Raw genomic sequence first — 15,739 nt, 5'->3', positions numbered from 1 at the left:
CGGTGTGCGCTTGTAGGCTCCTCTCGTGACAGAGGCCCCCTCGCCCGCGCCCGTTCGCATCCGCCCCGAGATCGCTGCACTCCCGCCGTACCGGCAGGGCAAGCAGGCCGGTGCCGACGCTTTCAAGCTCTCCAGCAACGAAAACCCGTTCGAGCCGCTGCCCAGCGTGATCGAGGCGCTGCGCTCCTCGACGGACGTCAACCGCTACCCCGACGCATCCGCGGCGCGCCTGCGCGCCCGGCTCGCAGCGCGCTTCGGGGTGAGCGTCGACGGCGTGCATGTGGCCGCCGGCAGCGTGTCGATCCTGCAGCAGCTGGCCCTGGCGACGGCGGGACCGGGCGACGAGCTGATGTACGCGTGGCGCTCGTTCGAGGCCTACCCGGGTCTGGCCGCGGTGGCCGGGGCAACGGCGCTGGCGGTGCCGCTGGCCGCCGACGGTACCCACGACCTCGACGCGATGGCTGCGGCGGTCACCGACCGCACCCGGCTGATCCTGGTGTGCAGCCCCAACAACCCCACCGGCCCGATCGTCACGCAGGCCGCGTTCGACGCCTTCCTGGCGAGAGTGCCCGGTGATGTGCTGGTCGTGCTCGACGAGGCGTATGCCGAATTCGTCACCGACCCCAGCGCCGTCGACGGTGCCCGCGTGCTCGCCGCCGGCCACCAGAACGTCGTCGTGCTGCGCACGTTCTCGAAGGCGTACGGGCTCGCGGGGCTGCGCATCGGCTACGGGGTGGGGCACCCGCGCATTCTGGATGCCGCGCGCACCACCGGCATCCCGCTGTCGGTCACCGCCCAGGCGGAGCGGGCGGCCCTTGCCAGCCTCGACGCCGAGGACGAACTGATCGCCCGGGTGGCGGTACTCACCGATCGCCGTGATCGGCTCGCGGCCGGCCTGCGCGCGGCGGGGTGGAACATCCCCGACGCCCAGGGCAACTTCGTGTGGCTACCGACCGGGGAGCACACCCTCGACGTGGCGCCGCGGTTCGAGGAAGCTGGCCTCATCGTGCGGCCGTTCGCCGGCGACGGGGTGCGCATCTCGGTCGGTGAGGAAGAGAGCATCCCGACGGTCCTGGAGGTCGCGGCATCCGCCATCTCACTGCTGCCGGAGGGGCATCCGGCGCGTACGCGCTGATCCCGCGGCTGTGGGCGAAGCACCGCGAAACATGGGATCCGTTGTGGGATCCCGTGCGGAAGGCCCGAGACGGGGCACGTTAGCGTAGGAGCATGACCCCGCCCGACGATCCTGGCCTCGTGCGCGTCCTTGCGGCCGACGGGTCGTTCGTGCCGACACCGGCCGCGGAGCCCTACCTCGAGATCGTCGACGCGCTCGACGATGCCGATCTCGAGCGGTTCTATCGTGACATGGCGATCAGCCGGGCGTTCGACCGGCAGGCGACCAACCTGCAGCGGCAGGGGCAGCTCGCACTGTGGCCGCCCTCGTTCGGGCAGGAAGCAGCCCAGGTGGGCTCCGCGCGGGCCGCGCGGGCGCAGGACCACATCTTCCCGTCGTACCGCGAGCACGTCGTGTGCACGATCCGCGGCGTGGATCCGGTCGACATCATCCGCATGATGCGCGGGCTGACGCACGGCGGGTGGGATCCGGCCGACCCGAAGAACGGCAACGCCCGGCCCTACACGCTCGTCCTCGGCGCCCACACGCTGCACGCGACCGGCTACGGCATGGGTCTCGTGTTCGACGGACGCACTGCCACCGGCGACCCTGACCGCGACGAAGCGGTCATCGTGTACTACGGCGACGGCGCGTCCAGCCAGGGCGATGTGCACGAGGCGATGGTGTTCGCGGCGAGCTATCAGAGCCCGCAGGTGTTCTTCCTGCAGAACAACCAGTGGGCCATTTCGGTGCCCGTGGCCACCCAGTCGCGCACGCCGCTGCACCTGCGTGCCGCCGGCTACATGCCCTCGATCGTCGTGGACGGCAACGATGTGCTCGCCAGCTACGCCGTCACCAAGCTCGCGCTCGACCAGGCGCGTGCCGGTGCCGGCCCCCGCGCCATCGAGGCGATGACCTACCGCATGGGCGCGCACACCACCAGCGACGACCCCACCAAGTACCGCACCTCCGACGAGGAGGCGGCGTGGACCCAGCGCGACCCGATCGTGCGCATGCGGGCGTTCCTGCAGGCGCGGGGCGCCGGCGATGCGCTGTTCGACGACGTGGATGCCGAAGCCCAGGCGATGGCCGACGACGTGCGCACCCGCACGAATGCGCTGGGCACCATCCCGGCGGAATCGATGTTCGCGCACGTCTACAGCGAGCCGCACCCCCTCGTGGACGAGCAGCGCCGCTGGCTCGCCGACTACGAGGCATCCTTCCAGGAGGACCCGTCATGACCGACACCGCCGTCATGCCGCTGGGCCGCGCCCTCAACGCCGGGATGCGCGCCGCGCTCGCCGCCGACGACCACGTGCTGCTCATGGGCGAGGACATCGGGCGCCTGGGTGGGGTGTTCCGCGTCACCGAAGGACTGCAGGCCGAGTTCGGCGACCGCCGGGTGCTCGACACCCCGCTGGCGGAGTCGGGCATCATCGGCACCGCGATCGGGCTGGCGATGGCCGGGTTCCGTCCCGTCATCGAGATCCAGTTCGACGGGTTCGTCTTCCCCGCGTTCGACCAGATCACCACGCAGCTGGCCAAGCTCACCAACCGGTCCGAAGGCGCCCTGCAGATGCCCGTCGTCATCCGCATCCCCTACGGCGGGCACATCGGCGCGGTCGAGCACCACCAGGAGAGCCCCGAGGCCTACTTCGCGCACACGCCCGGCCTGCGGGTCGTGTCGCCCTCCACCGCGAACGACGCGTACTGGATGATCCAGGATGCCATCGCCTCGCCGGACCCGGTGATCTTCCTGGAGCCGAAGGCCAAGTACTGGGCCAAGGGCGAGGTCGACACGTCGGCCCGCGCCGTGCCGCTGCACGCCTCACGGGTCGTCCGCCGTGGCACCGACGTCACCCTGGTCGGCCACGGCGCCATGGTCACGACACTGCTGCAGGCCGCCGCGCTCGCCGAAGGTGAGGGGACGTCCTGCGAAGTGATCGACCTTCGCTCGCTGTCACCCATCGACTACGGACCCATCCTCGACTCGGTGCGCCGTACCGGCCGCATGGTCTACGCGCAGGAAGCCCCCGGCTTCACCTCGGTGGGGTCGGAAGTGGCCGCGACCGTCATGGAGCGGGCGTTCTACGCCCTGGAGGCACCGGTGCTGCGGGTATCGGGGTTCGATGTGCCGTTCCCGCCCGCCAAGCTCGAGGGCGTCTATCTTCCCGATGCCGACCGCATCCTCGAGGCCGTCGATCGCGTGCTCTCTCATTGAGACCGATCGGGCCGCTGCGAAAGGAAACGCATGAGCACGCAGACCTTCGTCCTCCCCGACGTCGGTGAAGGACTCACCGAGGCCGAGATCGTGCAGTGGCGCGTCGCGGCGGGGGAGACCGTCGCCGTCAACGACGTGATCGTCGAGATCGAGACCGCCAAGTCGCTGGTCGAGCTGCCGTCCCCGTTCGCGGGCACCGTGGGCGAGTTGCTGGTGCCCGAGGGCACCACCGTCGCCGTCGGTGCGCCCATCATCACGATCGACCCGGTCGGTGCGGCCGACGCGTCCCCCGCCGTCGTCGGACACTCCGAGCACGGCGAGCCGGCGGCATCCGATGAAGGCGGCGGCGCGGTGCTGGTCGGCTACGGCACGGGCGGCGCGGTCGCGTCGCGCCGGCGTCCGCGGACGCCGGAGGCCTCGCAGCAGCAGGTGCGCGCCTCGGTCGGCGTCGTCGCCAAGCCCCCGATCCGCAAGCTCGCCCGGGACCTCGGCGTGGATCTGTCCGCCGTCACCCCCACCGGTCCCTCAGGCGAGGTCACCCGTGACGACGTGCTCGCCCAGGCGTCGCAGGCGAGCGTGTTCCGCAACCTGCAGACGCCGGAGCTGCCCGAGGTGCGCGAGCAGACCATCCCGGTGGCGGTGCCTCCTGCCGGTGACCGCGAGGAGACCATCCCGGTCAAGGGCGTGCGCAAGGCCACCGCGAGCGGCATGGTGCGCTCGGCGTACACCGCGCCGCACGTGTCGGTGTGGACCGACGTAGACGCGACCCGCACGATGGAGCTGGTCAAGCGCCTGAAGGCCTCGCCGGACTTCGCCGACATCAAGGTGTCCCCGCTGCTGATCGTCGCCCGCGCCGTCATCTGGGCGGTGCGGCGCACGCCCATGGTCAATGCCGCGTGGGTCGACACCGACAACGGCGCCGAGATCCGGGTGCGCAACTACGTGAACCTCGGCATCGCCGCGGCCACGCCTCGCGGCCTGCTGGTGCCGAACATCAAGGACGCGCAGGACCTCAGCATGCGCGACCTCGCCCGCGCGCTGGAGCGGCTGACCGTCACCGCCCGCGAGGGCAAGACGTCGCCGGCCGACCAGCAGGGCGGCACGATCACGATCACCAACATCGGCGTGTTCGGGATGGATGCCGGCACCCCCATCATCAACCCGGGCGAATCCGGGATCATCGCGATGGGCACGATCCGCCAGAAGCCGTGGGTCGTCGACGGCGAGGTGCGGCCCCGCTTCGTCACGACGGTGTCGGGTTCGTTCGATCACCGCGTGATCGACGGCGACGGCATGAGCCGGTTCGTCGCCGATGTGGCATCCGTCCTCGAAGAGCCCGCGCTGCTGCTGGACTGACCGCCGCCGCGGCACTGACCGCCGCCGCGGCATCCGTCGCTCGTCGCCCCCGCCCTGTCGCGAGGGTAGGAGATGTGGCCGGGGTAGGAGATTTCCCACGGGGTCGGTCCTACGCTCGGCCCATCTCCTACGCTCGTGACCGACCCGGCGTGAGAACGATTATCAATAGCGGGTACACTGGATGCATGGCCCGCAAGACCCTCACCGCCGTCGCGCTCGGCGCGGCATCCGTCCTCGCGCTCTCGGGATGTGCCGGCGACGCCACCGCGACCGACGACGGCACGCTGCAGGTCGTCGCCTCGACGAGCGTGTACGGGCAGATCGCGGAGGAGATCGGCGGGGATGCCGTGGAAGTCACCTCCATCGTCTCGTCGCTGTCGCAGGACCCGCACTCCTATGAGGCCAGCGCCCGCGATCAGCTGACGATCCAGCGTGCGGACCTCATCCTCGAGAACGGCGGCGGGTACGACGCGTTCATCGACGGGCTCATCGAGGCGACCGGCTCCGAGGCGCCGGTGCTCACCGCCGTCGAGTTCTCGCAGGAGTGGAGCGGCGACGCCGCCCACGATGACAGCGGTGAGCACGACGACCACGACCACGAGCATGTCGAGGGCTTCAACGAGCACGTCTGGTACGACCCGCGCACGGTCGTCCATGTCGCCGAGGCGATCGCGGCCGAGCTGACCGAACTCAGCCCCGATGACGGCGCCGTGTTCGAGGCGAACCTGGCGGACTTCACCGCGCAGATCGAGCAGCTCGAAGCAGAACTCGCCGAGGTCGCCACGGCCCACGGCGGGGACGGCGTCTTCGTGACCGAGCCCGCCCCGGTCTCCCTCATCACTGCCGCGGGACTGACCGACCTGACCCCCGCCGCGTTCAGTCAGGCCGTCGAAGAGGGCCAGGACGTGCCTCCCGCCACCCTGCTGCAGGCGCTGGATGTCATCGCATCCGGCGACGCGCGCGTGGTCATCGCCAACGCGCAGACCGGCGGCGCAGAGACGACCCAGACGATCGATGCGGCCGAGACCGCCGGCATCGAGGTGGTGGAGTTCACCGAGACGCTCCCCGACGGCACGACGTACATTGAGTGGATGCAGGACAACATCCGAGCCCTCGCCACGGCGCTGGACTCGTGAGCACCCCGCCCGCCGGCACCGCGCCGCTGCGCATCACCGGGGCAGCCCTGCGCCGCGACGACCGGGAGCTGTGGGCGGGCCTTGACCTCGAGGTGCAGCCGGGCGAACTGCTGGCCGTCCTCGGCCCGTCCGGATCCGGCAAGACCACGCTCCTGCGGGCGATCCTCGGGCTCGAGTCGCTCAGCGCGGGCAGCATCGAAGCGCTCGGGCGTCCGGTGCGCGGCCGCGGCAACCGCGCCATCGGCTACATCCCGCAGCAGCGGCCGCTTCCACCGGAGACCGCGCTGCGCGGTCGGGACCTGGTCGCTCTCGGCATCGACGGCCACCGCTTCGGGTTCCCCTTTCCGCGCCGCGGCGACCGGGCGCGCGTCGAGGCGCTCGTCGACGCGGTCGACGCACGCGACTTCGCTGACCGCCCGGTGGGGCTGCTCTCCGGCGGCGAGCAGCAGCGCCTGCGCATCGGGCAGGCCCTCGCCGACGAACCGCTCCTGCTGCTGTGCGACGAACCGCTGACGAGCCTGGACCTTGCCAACCAGCAGGGCGTGGTCGGCCTCATCGACGGGTACCGGCGACGGACGGATGCCGCGGTGCTGCTGGTGACCCACGACATCAACCCGGTGCTGGGCTCGGTCGACCGCATCCTCTACATCGCCGGCGGCCGCTTCACCCTCGGCACCCCTGACGAGGTGCTCACCTCGGAGGTGCTCAGCAACCTGTACGGCGCACCCATCTCGGTGCTGCGGGCAGGTGGCCGGCTGGTCGTCGTCGGCGCCCCCGACGCCGACGTCTCCCACCATCACCACCACGACGAGGCATCCGCATGAACTGGTCCGACATCGGGGATGCCCTCTTCGGCGGCGTCGCCGACTATGCGGCGATCCTCGCCCTCGTGCAGAACTCGGTGTGGGCCGGTGCCGTGCTCGGCCTCGTCGGCGGGCTCATCGGCGTTTTCGTGATGCAGCGCGACATGGCCTTCGCCGTGCACGGCATCAGCGAGCTGTCTTTCGCCGGCGCCGCGGCGGCCCTGCTCATCGGCGTCGACGTCGTCACCGGGTCGATCGTCGGGTCGCTCGCGGCCGCCGCGATCATCGGCGGGCTCGGCGCCCGGGCACGGGACCGCAACTCGATCATCGGCGTGCTCATGCCGTTCGGGCTCGGGCTCGGCATCCTGTTCCTGTCGCTGTACGACGGCCGCAGCGCCAACCGGTTCAGCCTGCTCACCGGGCAGATCGTCTCGGTGCAATCGGCGCAGCTGGGCTGGCTGATCGGCATCGGCGCGCTCGTGCTGATCGGCCTGCTGGTGATCTGGCGGCCGCTGCGCTTCGACTCGCTCGACCCGCAGTCAGCCGCGGCGCGCGGGGTGCCGACCACGGCCGTCTCCCTCGTCTTCATGCTGCTGCTGGGCTTGGTCGTCGCCGTCGCCGTGCACATCATCGGCGCCCTGCTGGTGATGGCACTGCTGGTAACTCCCGCTGCCGCCGCGATGCGGGTGGCCACCGGACCGGTGTCGGTGCCGCTGCTGGCGGCGGTGTTCGGGGTGGTCTCCGCCGTCGGCGGCATCCTGCTCGCCGTCATGGGGACCCTCCCGGTGAGCCCCTACATCACCACGATCTCGTTCCTCATCTATATCGGATGCCGCATCGTCGGCAGCCGCCGCGGCCGCGTCGTGCGCGCGGCGACGGCCCGGTGAGAGGCGCAATCCGCACTCTCAGGCGCCTCTGCGCACAGCCCACCTAGAATCGGACGCATGGCTCAGCGCAATACGTGGCAACGGGAGCGGGTGCGCGAAGCTCTCACCGACGCTCTCGGCTTCGTGAGCGCGCAGACCCTGCATGCGACGCTGCGGGACGAGAACACCGGCATCGGGCTGGCGACGGTCTACCGGGCCCTGGCCGGGCTCGCCGCCACCGGCGACGCCGACCAGCTGCAGAGCCCCGAGGGGGAGGCGCTGTACCGCGCCTGCACCTCCAGCGGGCACCACCATCACCTCATCTGCCGCCGCTGCGGCCGCACGGTGGAGATCGCCGCGACCGACGTCGAGCAGTGGGCGCGCCGCACGGCGGCGCAGCACGGCTTCACGCAGGCCGAGCACATCGTTGACATCTTCGGTGTGTGCGCGCAGTGCACCGCCGCGCAGGCCGAGACGACGGATGCCGTCGCGAAGGAACCGCTCGCGTGACGAGCCCCCGCCTGCGCCAGCCGCGCACCGCCCGCACGCGCCAGCCGCGCACCGCCCGCACCGCCCGCCCGGAGCCGGCCCGCAGCACACGATTGCTCGTGTCGCTGGGGCTGGGCACCGCCGCCATCGCCGTGCTGCTCGCGATCGCCGCGCTCGCCCCGGCCGCCACCCCGCTTCCCACCCGCGCGCAGGACGGCCTGACGCTCGCGATCAGCGTGCTGATCGAGTCGCTGCCGTTCGTCGTGCTGGGTGTGGTGCTGTCCATCGTGATCCAGGTGTGGCTGCCGCCCGGTCTGATCGAGAGATGGATGCCGCGACGCGCGTGGGCGCGACGGGCCGTACTGTCCCTGCTCGGCATGCTCGTCCCCGTATGCGAATGCGGGAATGTGCCCTTCGCGCGCGGGTTGATGATGCGCGGGTTCAGCGTGCCGGAGACCCTGACGTTCCTGATCGCGGCTCCCATCGTGAACCCGATCGTGATCATCACGACCCACCAGGCGTTCGGTTTCGACGACGGCATCCTGATCGCCCGCCTCGTCGGCGGGTACCTCGTGGCCAACCTGATCGGCTGGCTGTACAGCCTGCACCCCGACCCGGACGGCCTGGTCACCGCGCGCTTCCGCGACACCTGCGAACTCGTCACGCTCGACCACAGCGGCCGCGGCCGGCGGAGCCTCGCGCAGTTCGTCGTCGAGCTGCGCGCGGTCATGCCTGCTCTCGTGCTCGGGTCGGCGCTGGCCGGCGCGGTGCACGTGCTCGTCCCGCGCGAGGCACTGGTGGCGATCGGCTCGAACCCGGCGCTGTCGATCGCCGCGATGATCGCGCTGGCGATGATCGTGTCGATCTGCTCCAACGTCGACGCGTTCTTCGCGTTGTCGTTCGCGTCGACGTTCACCCCCGGCGCGATCGTGGCATTCCTCATCGTCGGCCCCATCGTCGACGTGAAGATGCTCGCGCTGCTGCGCACTACCTTCCGCACCCCGGTGCTCGTGGGGATGACGGTCGTGGTGGTGCTGTTCGCCTTCGCCCTCGGAACGGCGGTGAACCTCTTTGTCTAGCTCCACGCTCACCCGCGACCGCTCTTTGCGGCGCGACCTGCACCCCGACCACCTGACCCGCGGACAGGCCCTCGCCACGCGTTGGCTCGGCGTGGGGCTGGCCGCCGGGGTGGCGGCGGTGACCGTGGTGCTGGCGGTCACCGGACGCATCGGGCTGTACATCAACCCCGACACCGCCTGGTTCGCCGTCTCCTTCGCCGTGCTCGCGCTCGTCGGCGCGATCGCGAGCTGCGCGCTGCCGCTCGGCGCCGAAGCCGATCACGGGCACGATCACGGGCACGATCACGCAGTGCGGCGTCCTGACGCAGTGGATGCCGATGATCACGGCCGCGCAGACCCCGACCACGACGCCACCGTCGATCACGACGCGGTCGTGGCGGCCGGGTTCGGCCGGTCGGCGGCGACGGCCGCGACGATCGTGGGCGGCGTGCTGGCCACCGGCGTCGTCGGCGCGATGCTGGTGCTGCCCCCCGCGTCGCTGTCGGCGGAACTGGCCATGTCGCGGGACAGTGGCACGGCTCCGTTGTTCCAGGGCGCCGACGCCCTCGCCCTTGCCACCACCGGGGACACCGGCACGTTCGGGGTGGGGGAGTGGGCGGCGGTGTTCGCCTCGGCCACCAACCCCGACGCGTTCGAGGGTGACGCGGTCACCCTCACCGGCTTCGTCACCCCCGGCGGCGACGGCGGATTCAGCCTCACCCGGCTCGTCATCACGCACTGCGTCATCGACGCGCAATCGGCGAGCGTGCCGGTGCGCGTGGGCGATGCTCCGCAGACCGGCCAGTGGGTCACCGTCAGCGGCACGGTCAGCGCCGCCGACGACGGCACACTGGCGATCGCGGCATCCGAGGTGACCCCCATCGACGAGCCGGCGGACCCCTATGAGTACTGACGCCGCGAGGCGCAGGGGCGGCCGCGACGCGCGCAGCAGCGCCCGGCGCCGGCGTGCCTTCACAACGGCGTTCGCGATCGTCGCCGGCATCCTGCTGGTCGCCGGACTCGGCGGCGCCGCGATCGCGGGTCTGCAGGGGCCGCGGGTCACCGACGTGCAGTCCGACCCCGAAGCTGCGGTCGCGGCATCCGGATCGCGGGTGATCATCACCACGACCCGGTCCCTGGAGGAGGTCGACCCCGACCAGGTCACCGTCACTCCTGCCACGCCCTTCACCGTCGACACCTCGGGACGCAGCGTCGGGGTGCGGTTCAGTCTGCCGCTGCACGACGACACCGAGTACACCGTGCGCATCGACGGGTTGCAGTCGGTCGGCGGGGGACCCAGCTCCGACGTCGTCGAGACGATCCGCACCCCGCCGCTGGAGCTGTTCCTGCTGCGCCGCTCCGGCGACAGCGACACCGTCTTTCGCACCGACCTCACCGGCGAGCAGGCGGTGCCGGTGTTCGAGCACCCGCACATCGAGGATTTCCGCGCCACCGCGAGCCACCTCGTCGTGTCGGTGCTCGAGGACGACGAGACCGCCCTCATCGTGACCGACCTCGACGGCGGCAACGCCGCCGAGCTCACGCTGCCCGGCGACGGCCGGGTGACGAACCTGCAGAGCGCCGATCGGGGCGAGCTCGTCGGCTACCTCTACACCGCCGCCGATGTCGGCGCCGGCGGGGGTGCCGAAAGCGTGCTGTACACCGCGTCGCTGCAGGATCCGGATGCCGATCCGGTCGCGGTCACGGTCGCCGGCGACGAGCAGCGGGTCGCCGACTGGCGTTTCGTGCCCGACACCGACGCGCTGCTCGTGCTGACCTTCGACAGCCGGCTGCTGCTGTCGGCCTCCTCCGGCGCCGACGCGGTCGAACTGGGTTCCGCGCTGGCGATCGACGGCATCGCGCGGGGGACGCCGCTGGCGGCGATCGAGCGCCCCGACGGCATGGTGCTGCTCAATCTCGCCGACGGTGTCGAGGCGCCGCTGCCGCTGGCGGTATCCGACACCCGTCCTAGCCTGGTGCTGCCGCTTCCCGGCGGTGTCGGCACGCTGCAGACGGTCACCCATTTCGACGGGCTCACCCCCGTCGCCAGCAGCGTCGAGGTCGTCGACACCGTCGGCGCGGCGCGGCCGGTGTTCGACGTCGATGGGGACGATGCGGTGCTGCAGACCTGTGTGTCGCCCAGCGGCCGCTACACGGCCGTGCTCGTGGCGCCTGATGTCGTGTCCAATCCGTACGACATGTACGACGTGCCGCTGCCGGAGGCCCTCGAGACCCACATCGTCAGCCTCGACGACGGCGAGCCGGTGGTCGCCCTCACCGGCTTCGACGTGTCGTGGTGCCAGGTGCCGCCGCAATGACGCGCCTGCGCCCCGCCACCCGCGAGGACTTCGCCGGCCTGCCGCTCGAGGTGGCGCCGCGGCTGCTGGGCGGGGTGCTGCAGGTGACGGCGGCGGGCGAGACGGTCGCGGTGCGGCTGACCGAGGTCGAGGCGTACCACGGCCGCGGCACCGGTGAGGTGCCCGACCCCGGATCACACGCGCGCATGGGGCCGACGCCCCGCAACGCGACGATGTGGGGGGCGCCTGGGCACCTGTACGTGTACTTGAGTCACGGCATCCACTCGTGTGTCAACGTCGTCTGCGCTCCCGAGGGGGTGGCCGGCGGTGTGCTGCTGCGCGGCGGCGAAGTGGTGGAGGGGGTGGATGCCGCGAGGCGCCGCCGTCCCGCCGCACGCGTGGACCGCGACCTCGCACGAGGGCCCGGGCGCCTCGGCGACGCCGTGGGGCTGCGCCACCCGCTGCACGACGGGATCGACGCGGTCACCGGTGCCCCGCATCACGGCGCGGTCGCGCGGCTGCTGCTTCCCGTCGAGCCGCTGGCAGATGCGGCGACCGGGCCCCGCGTGGGGGTGGCCGGGGATGCGGGGACCGCGGCGTACCCGTGGCGGTTCTGGATCGCCGGCGACCCGACGGTGTCGGCGTTCCGGTGGGGCCGGGGCGCGGGACCCGCGCGCTGAGCGTAGGAGATGTGGCGGAGGGAGGAGATCTGCCGCGGCATCCGTCCTACGCTCGGCCCATCTCCTACGCTCGCGACCGCGACTGCCCGTGGACGCCGCAAGTCAAGGCGACACGCCCGCCCGTGCTAGACTGACTCTTCGTCTGCGCGCACTCCAGCACGCAGTTCGCGCCCCACTTTCGATCGCCGGCCTTCATCGGCCGGGTCGAGCGCGGGGTGCAGACAAGGGATCTTGGGTGGCACCGTCCGGTGCCACGGTATAAGGAGAAATCACATGGCAGCAGTGTGCCAGGTGACTGGAGCTGTTCCCGGCTTCGGTCACAACATCTCGCACTCGCACCGCCGGACGAAGCGCCGCTTCGACCCGAACGTGCAGAAGAAGACCTACTTCGTGCCCTCGCTCGGCCGCAAGATCACCATCAACGTGTCCGCCAAGGGCATGAAGGTGATTGATGTCCGGGGTATCGAGTCGGTAGTGAAAGACATGATCGCGAAGGGTGTGAAGCTCTGATGGCCAAGAAGGCTCAGGACGTCCGTCCGATCATCAAGCTGCGTTCGACTGCTGGCACGGGTTACACCTACGTCACGCGCAAGAACCGCCGCAACAACCCCGACCGCATCGTGCTGAAGAAGTACGACCCGGTGATCCGCAAGCACGTCGAATTCCGAGAGGAGCGTTGATCCATGGCTAAGAAGAGCAAGATCGCGCGCAACGAGCAGCGCAAGGTGGTCGTGAACCGCTACGCCGCCAAGCGCGCCGAGCTGAAGAAGGCGCTCGTGTCGCCGGAGTCCACCGACGAGCAGCGCGAAGCCGCTCGCGTCGGCCTGCAGAAGCTGCCGCGCAACGCGTCGCCGGTGCGCGTGCGCAGCCGCGACGTCATCGACGGTCGCCCCCGCGGAAACCTCACAAAGTTCGGCATCTCCCGTGTGCGCTTCCGCGACATGGCTCACCGTGGCGAGCTGCCCGGTGTGACCAAGTCGTCCTGGTGACACTCGGTCGCTGACTGCATCGAAGGCCCGGAGCTCCTCGGAGTTCCGGGCCTTTCGCATGCCCGATGGGCACCGGAATGCGCCCGTTTTCGGTGTCGGCAGGGGCCACAACAGCCACATCCGTCACCATTCCCCTGCGACACGCCGGTGAATGTGACCGCGGATGGCCGTAAATCCGCGTAATTCCGCGGATCGTGGGTATATTCGGGCTCGGTCGAACTGACCAGCCCGGGGGCAGATGCCTCCGGTCCGAAGGACAAGAAGGCGGCTGTCGCCGCCTTGGAGGACACCCCAATGGCTGACAAGTCCATCACCAAGACCGAGCTCGTCGCGAGCATCGCCAGCGCCACCGGTCAGAGCCAGGCCGCCGTCTCCGGCGTGCTCGACGCGCTCTTCTCGACCGTCGCCGAGGCCGTGGCCAAGGGCAGCAAGGTCTCGATCCCCGGCTGGATCGCTTTCGAGCAGGTCGCCACGTCGGCTCGCACGGGCCGCAACCCCCAGACCGGTGAAGAGATCAAGATCGCCGCCGGCAAGCGCGTCAAGGTGACCGCTGGTTCCAAGCTGAAGGCAGCCGTCAAGTAACGACAGCGCTACGAAGGGGGATGCCGCTGTTGGCATCCCCCTTCTGCATGCCTGGCGCGCGGCATCCCCCTTCGGTATGCCGCCGTAGGCTTGGATGGTGAACTCCCGAGCCCTGCGTTTCGCCGGTCCGGCGATCCTCGTGGTCGCGGCCGTCGCGGTGCTGTTGTGGGGCCTGGCGTTCGCGGGCGGCGCGGAGCCGCTGCGACTGGGGGATCCCGGCCCGGTGGTGCGGTGGGGGCTCCCGGTGGCCAAGCTCACCGTGAACCTGTCCGCCGCGATCATGGTCGGCTCGCTCGTCGTGGCCCTCTACGCCCTGCGGGCGGGCACCCGCGCGTTCGACGCCGCGCTGGATGCGGCATCCATCGGCGCAGCCGTCTTCACCGTCTCCGCGGGCGTCACGGGCTTCTTCACCGTGCTCAACGCCCTCGGATCCACCCCCAGCGCCGATGCGCAGTTCGGTCAGCAACTGGGCCGCTTCCTGATCGAGCAGGACCTCGGCCGCGCCTGGCTGCTGACCACCGTCGCCGGCGCCGTGCTGACCGTGCTGACCTTCGCGGTGCGCACCTGGACGCCGACGCTGCTGGTGGCGATCCTCGCGATCGCGTCGCTCGTTCCGATGGCCACGCAGGGCCACTCCGGCGACGACGCCAACCACAGCGCCGCCGTCATGGCCCTGGCGTTGCACATCATCGCTGCCGCGGTGTGGCTGGGCGGGCTCGTGCTGATGGTGATCGTGCGGCCCGTGCTCACCCGCGGCGAGATGACCGACGTGCTGCGTCGGTACTCATCGCTCGCGCTCGTGGCGTTCGTGGTGGTGGCCGTCTCCGGCACGGCGCGGGCGGTGGCCGGCGGCATCACGCTCGAGCTGCTCACCTCGCCGTACGGCATCGTGCTGGTGGTGAAGATCGTGGCACTCGTGGCACTCGGCGTGCTCGGCGCCTGGTACCGCACCCGGCTCATCGGCCGTATGGGCGGCAGCGGCGAGGATGCCGCGTCGCGCCGCTTCTGGAGCCTCATCGGTCTGGAACTCGCCTTCATGGGGATCGCCAGCGGCGCAGCCGCGGCGCTCGCGCGCACGCCCCCGCCGGTGGACACGTCGCTGCCGTCGGCGTTGACCCCCGCGCAGATCCTCACCGGGGCGCCGCTGCCGCCGGAGTTCACCATCGAGCGGTGGTTCACCGCGTGGGACATCGACCTGCTGTGGGCGTTCGCCGTGGCGTTCGGGGCGTTCTTCTACGTCGCCGGCGTCATCCGCCTGCACCGTCGCGGCGACACGTGGCCCATCTACCGCACCGTGCTGTGGCTGACCGGGCTCGCGCTGCTGCTGTGGGTCACCGGCGGGCCGATCAACGTTTACCAGGACTACCTGTTCAGCGTGCACATGGTCGGGCACATGCTGCTGTCGATGGCCATCCCGTTGTGTCTGGTGTCGGGGGCTCCCGTGACACTCGCCGCGCGGGCGATCCGCAAGCGCGACGACGGCACGAGAGGCGGACGGGAGTGGATCCTGTGGGCCGTGCACAGCCCGTTCTCGCGCGTGGTGACCCATCCGCTGTTCGCCGCGGCCATGTTCATCGGGTCGCTGTGGGTGTTCTATTACACCGACCTGTTCCGGTGGTCGCTGTACGACCACATCGGCCACGAGTGGATGGTGGCGCACTTCCTCATCGCCGGGTACCTGTTCACGCTGTCGCTCGTCGGCGCCGACCCGGTGCCCTACCGCTACCCGTATCCGTTCCGCCTGGTCACCCTGATCGCGGTCATGGCGATGCACGCGTTCTTCGGCATCGCGATCATGATGCAATCCGGGCTCATGGTGGCCGAGTGGTTCGGAGCGATGGGTCGCACCTGGGGTCAGACGCCGCTGGAGGATCAGTATGCCGGCGGCGGCGTCGCGTGGTCGGTGGGGGAGATCCCAACCCTCATCCTCGCGCTGGTCGTCGCGATCCAGTGGAGCCGCAGCGACGAGCGGATGCAGAAGCGGCGCGACCGCCAGGCCGACCGCACCGGCGAGGCCGAGCTGAACGAGTACAACGAGCGGCTCGCGCAGTTGGCCGAGCGCGACGCGCGCCGCGAGCGGGCAGGGCGCTGACACGGCGGCATCCGCTGGCGGTGCCGGCGCGACGAATACTCACTCGGGAGCGTGAA

17 protein-coding genes are annotated in these 15,739 nt (G+C 70.8%); all 17 read left to right on the top strand.

The annotated features are described in order from the left end of the window. Window positions 1–25: 25 nt before the first annotated feature. The 17 genes from NQ151_RS10930 (at window position 26) to NQ151_RS10850 (ending at window position 15,683) form a co-directional block, all read left to right on the top strand. Window positions 26–1,135 carry a histidinol-phosphate transaminase gene (locus tag NQ151_RS10930; protein WP_257528098.1) on the top strand — a complete coding sequence of 370 codons (1,110 nt, stop codon included), beginning with the start codon at window positions 26–28 and terminating at the stop codon, window positions 1,133–1,135. A gap of 92 nt (window positions 1,136–1,227) precedes the next feature. Next, window positions 1,228–2,355, top strand: coding sequence for a thiamine pyrophosphate-dependent dehydrogenase E1 component subunit alpha (locus NQ151_RS10925; RefSeq protein ID WP_257507294.1), 1,128 nt, complete (start codon window positions 1,228–1,230; stop codon window positions 2,353–2,355). Further along, a complete protein-coding gene (locus NQ151_RS10920; protein WP_257528097.1) occupies window positions 2,352–3,335 on the top strand; it encodes an alpha-ketoacid dehydrogenase subunit beta in 984 nt (327 codons plus the stop codon). The genes NQ151_RS10925 and NQ151_RS10920 overlap by 4 nt, the downstream gene beginning before the upstream one ends. Before the next feature lie 30 nt (window positions 3,336–3,365). After that, window positions 3,366–4,691: a dihydrolipoamide acetyltransferase family protein gene (locus NQ151_RS10915; protein WP_257528096.1), complete on the top strand. Its 1,326-nt coding sequence runs from the start codon at window positions 3,366–3,368 to the stop codon at window positions 4,689–4,691. A 185-nt stretch (window positions 4,692–4,876) separates the two neighbouring features. Then, window positions 4,877–5,827, top strand: a complete 951-nt coding sequence (locus NQ151_RS10910; RefSeq protein ID WP_257528095.1) for a metal ABC transporter solute-binding protein, Zn/Mn family — start codon at window positions 4,877–4,879, stop codon at window positions 5,825–5,827. After that, a complete protein-coding gene (locus NQ151_RS10905; protein ID WP_257507298.1) occupies window positions 5,824–6,651 on the top strand; it encodes a metal ABC transporter ATP-binding protein in 828 nt (275 codons plus the stop codon). The genes NQ151_RS10910 and NQ151_RS10905 overlap by 4 nt, the downstream gene beginning before the upstream one ends. Beyond that, complete coding sequence (locus NQ151_RS10900; RefSeq protein ID WP_257528094.1) at window positions 6,648–7,517, top strand: metal ABC transporter permease; 870 nt, start codon at window positions 6,648–6,650, stop codon at window positions 7,515–7,517. Before NQ151_RS10905 ends, NQ151_RS10900 begins: the two co-directional genes overlap by 4 nt. A gap of 57 nt (window positions 7,518–7,574) precedes the next feature. Continuing rightward, window positions 7,575–8,006: a Fur family transcriptional regulator gene (locus NQ151_RS10895; protein WP_257507300.1), complete on the top strand. Its 432-nt coding sequence runs from the start codon at window positions 7,575–7,577 to the stop codon at window positions 8,004–8,006. Between the two features lie 11 nt (window positions 8,007–8,017). Then, complete coding sequence (locus NQ151_RS10890; protein ID WP_257507718.1) at window positions 8,018–9,064, top strand: permease; 1,047 nt, start codon at window positions 8,018–8,020, stop codon at window positions 9,062–9,064. 52 nt (window positions 9,065–9,116) lie between these two features. Further along, entirely contained in the window at window positions 9,117–9,956 is an 840-nt protein-coding gene (locus tag NQ151_RS10885) for a TIGR03943 family putative permease subunit (RefSeq protein WP_257528199.1), read from the top strand. Beyond that, on the top strand, window positions 9,946–11,361 hold the full coding sequence (locus NQ151_RS10880) for a hypothetical protein (RefSeq protein ID WP_257528093.1): 1,416 nt from the start codon (window positions 9,946–9,948) through the stop codon (window positions 11,359–11,361). Before NQ151_RS10885 ends, NQ151_RS10880 begins: the two co-directional genes overlap by 11 nt. Beyond that, window positions 11,358–12,020, top strand: coding sequence for a DNA-3-methyladenine glycosylase (locus tag NQ151_RS10875; RefSeq protein WP_257528092.1), 663 nt, complete (start codon window positions 11,358–11,360; stop codon window positions 12,018–12,020). Before NQ151_RS10880 ends, NQ151_RS10875 begins: the two co-directional genes overlap by 4 nt. Before the next feature lie 273 nt (window positions 12,021–12,293). Continuing rightward, window positions 12,294–12,530, top strand: coding sequence for a 50S ribosomal protein L28 (gene rpmB / locus NQ151_RS10870; RefSeq protein ID WP_257494552.1), 237 nt, complete (start codon window positions 12,294–12,296; stop codon window positions 12,528–12,530). Continuing rightward, window positions 12,530–12,700, top strand: coding sequence for a 50S ribosomal protein L33 (gene rpmG / locus NQ151_RS10865; protein WP_005051772.1), 171 nt, complete (start codon window positions 12,530–12,532; stop codon window positions 12,698–12,700). Before rpmB ends, rpmG begins: the two co-directional genes overlap by 1 nt. 3 nt (window positions 12,701–12,703) lie before the next feature. Next, window positions 12,704–13,009, top strand: a complete 306-nt coding sequence (rpsN, locus tag NQ151_RS10860; protein WP_257507303.1) for a 30S ribosomal protein S14 — start codon at window positions 12,704–12,706, stop codon at window positions 13,007–13,009. Window positions 13,010–13,303: 294 nt separating this feature from the next. Further along, window positions 13,304–13,591 carry an HU family DNA-binding protein gene (locus tag NQ151_RS10855; RefSeq protein WP_257507304.1) on the top strand — a complete coding sequence of 96 codons (288 nt, stop codon included), beginning with the start codon at window positions 13,304–13,306 and terminating at the stop codon, window positions 13,589–13,591. A gap of 97 nt (window positions 13,592–13,688) precedes the next feature. Continuing rightward, on the top strand, window positions 13,689–15,683 hold the full coding sequence (locus NQ151_RS10850) for a bifunctional copper resistance protein CopD/cytochrome c oxidase assembly protein (RefSeq protein WP_374113772.1): 1,995 nt from the start codon (window positions 13,689–13,691) through the stop codon (window positions 15,681–15,683). Window positions 15,684–15,739: the final 56 nt, after the last annotated feature.

It is taken from the genome of Microbacterium sp. zg-YB36 (assembly GCF_024623575.2).
GTDB lineage: Bacteria > Actinomycetota > Actinomycetes > Actinomycetales > Microbacteriaceae > Microbacterium.
The sequence above is the reverse complement of the archived record's forward strand: the minus strand, read 5'-3'. Positions and strand labels throughout refer to the sequence as shown.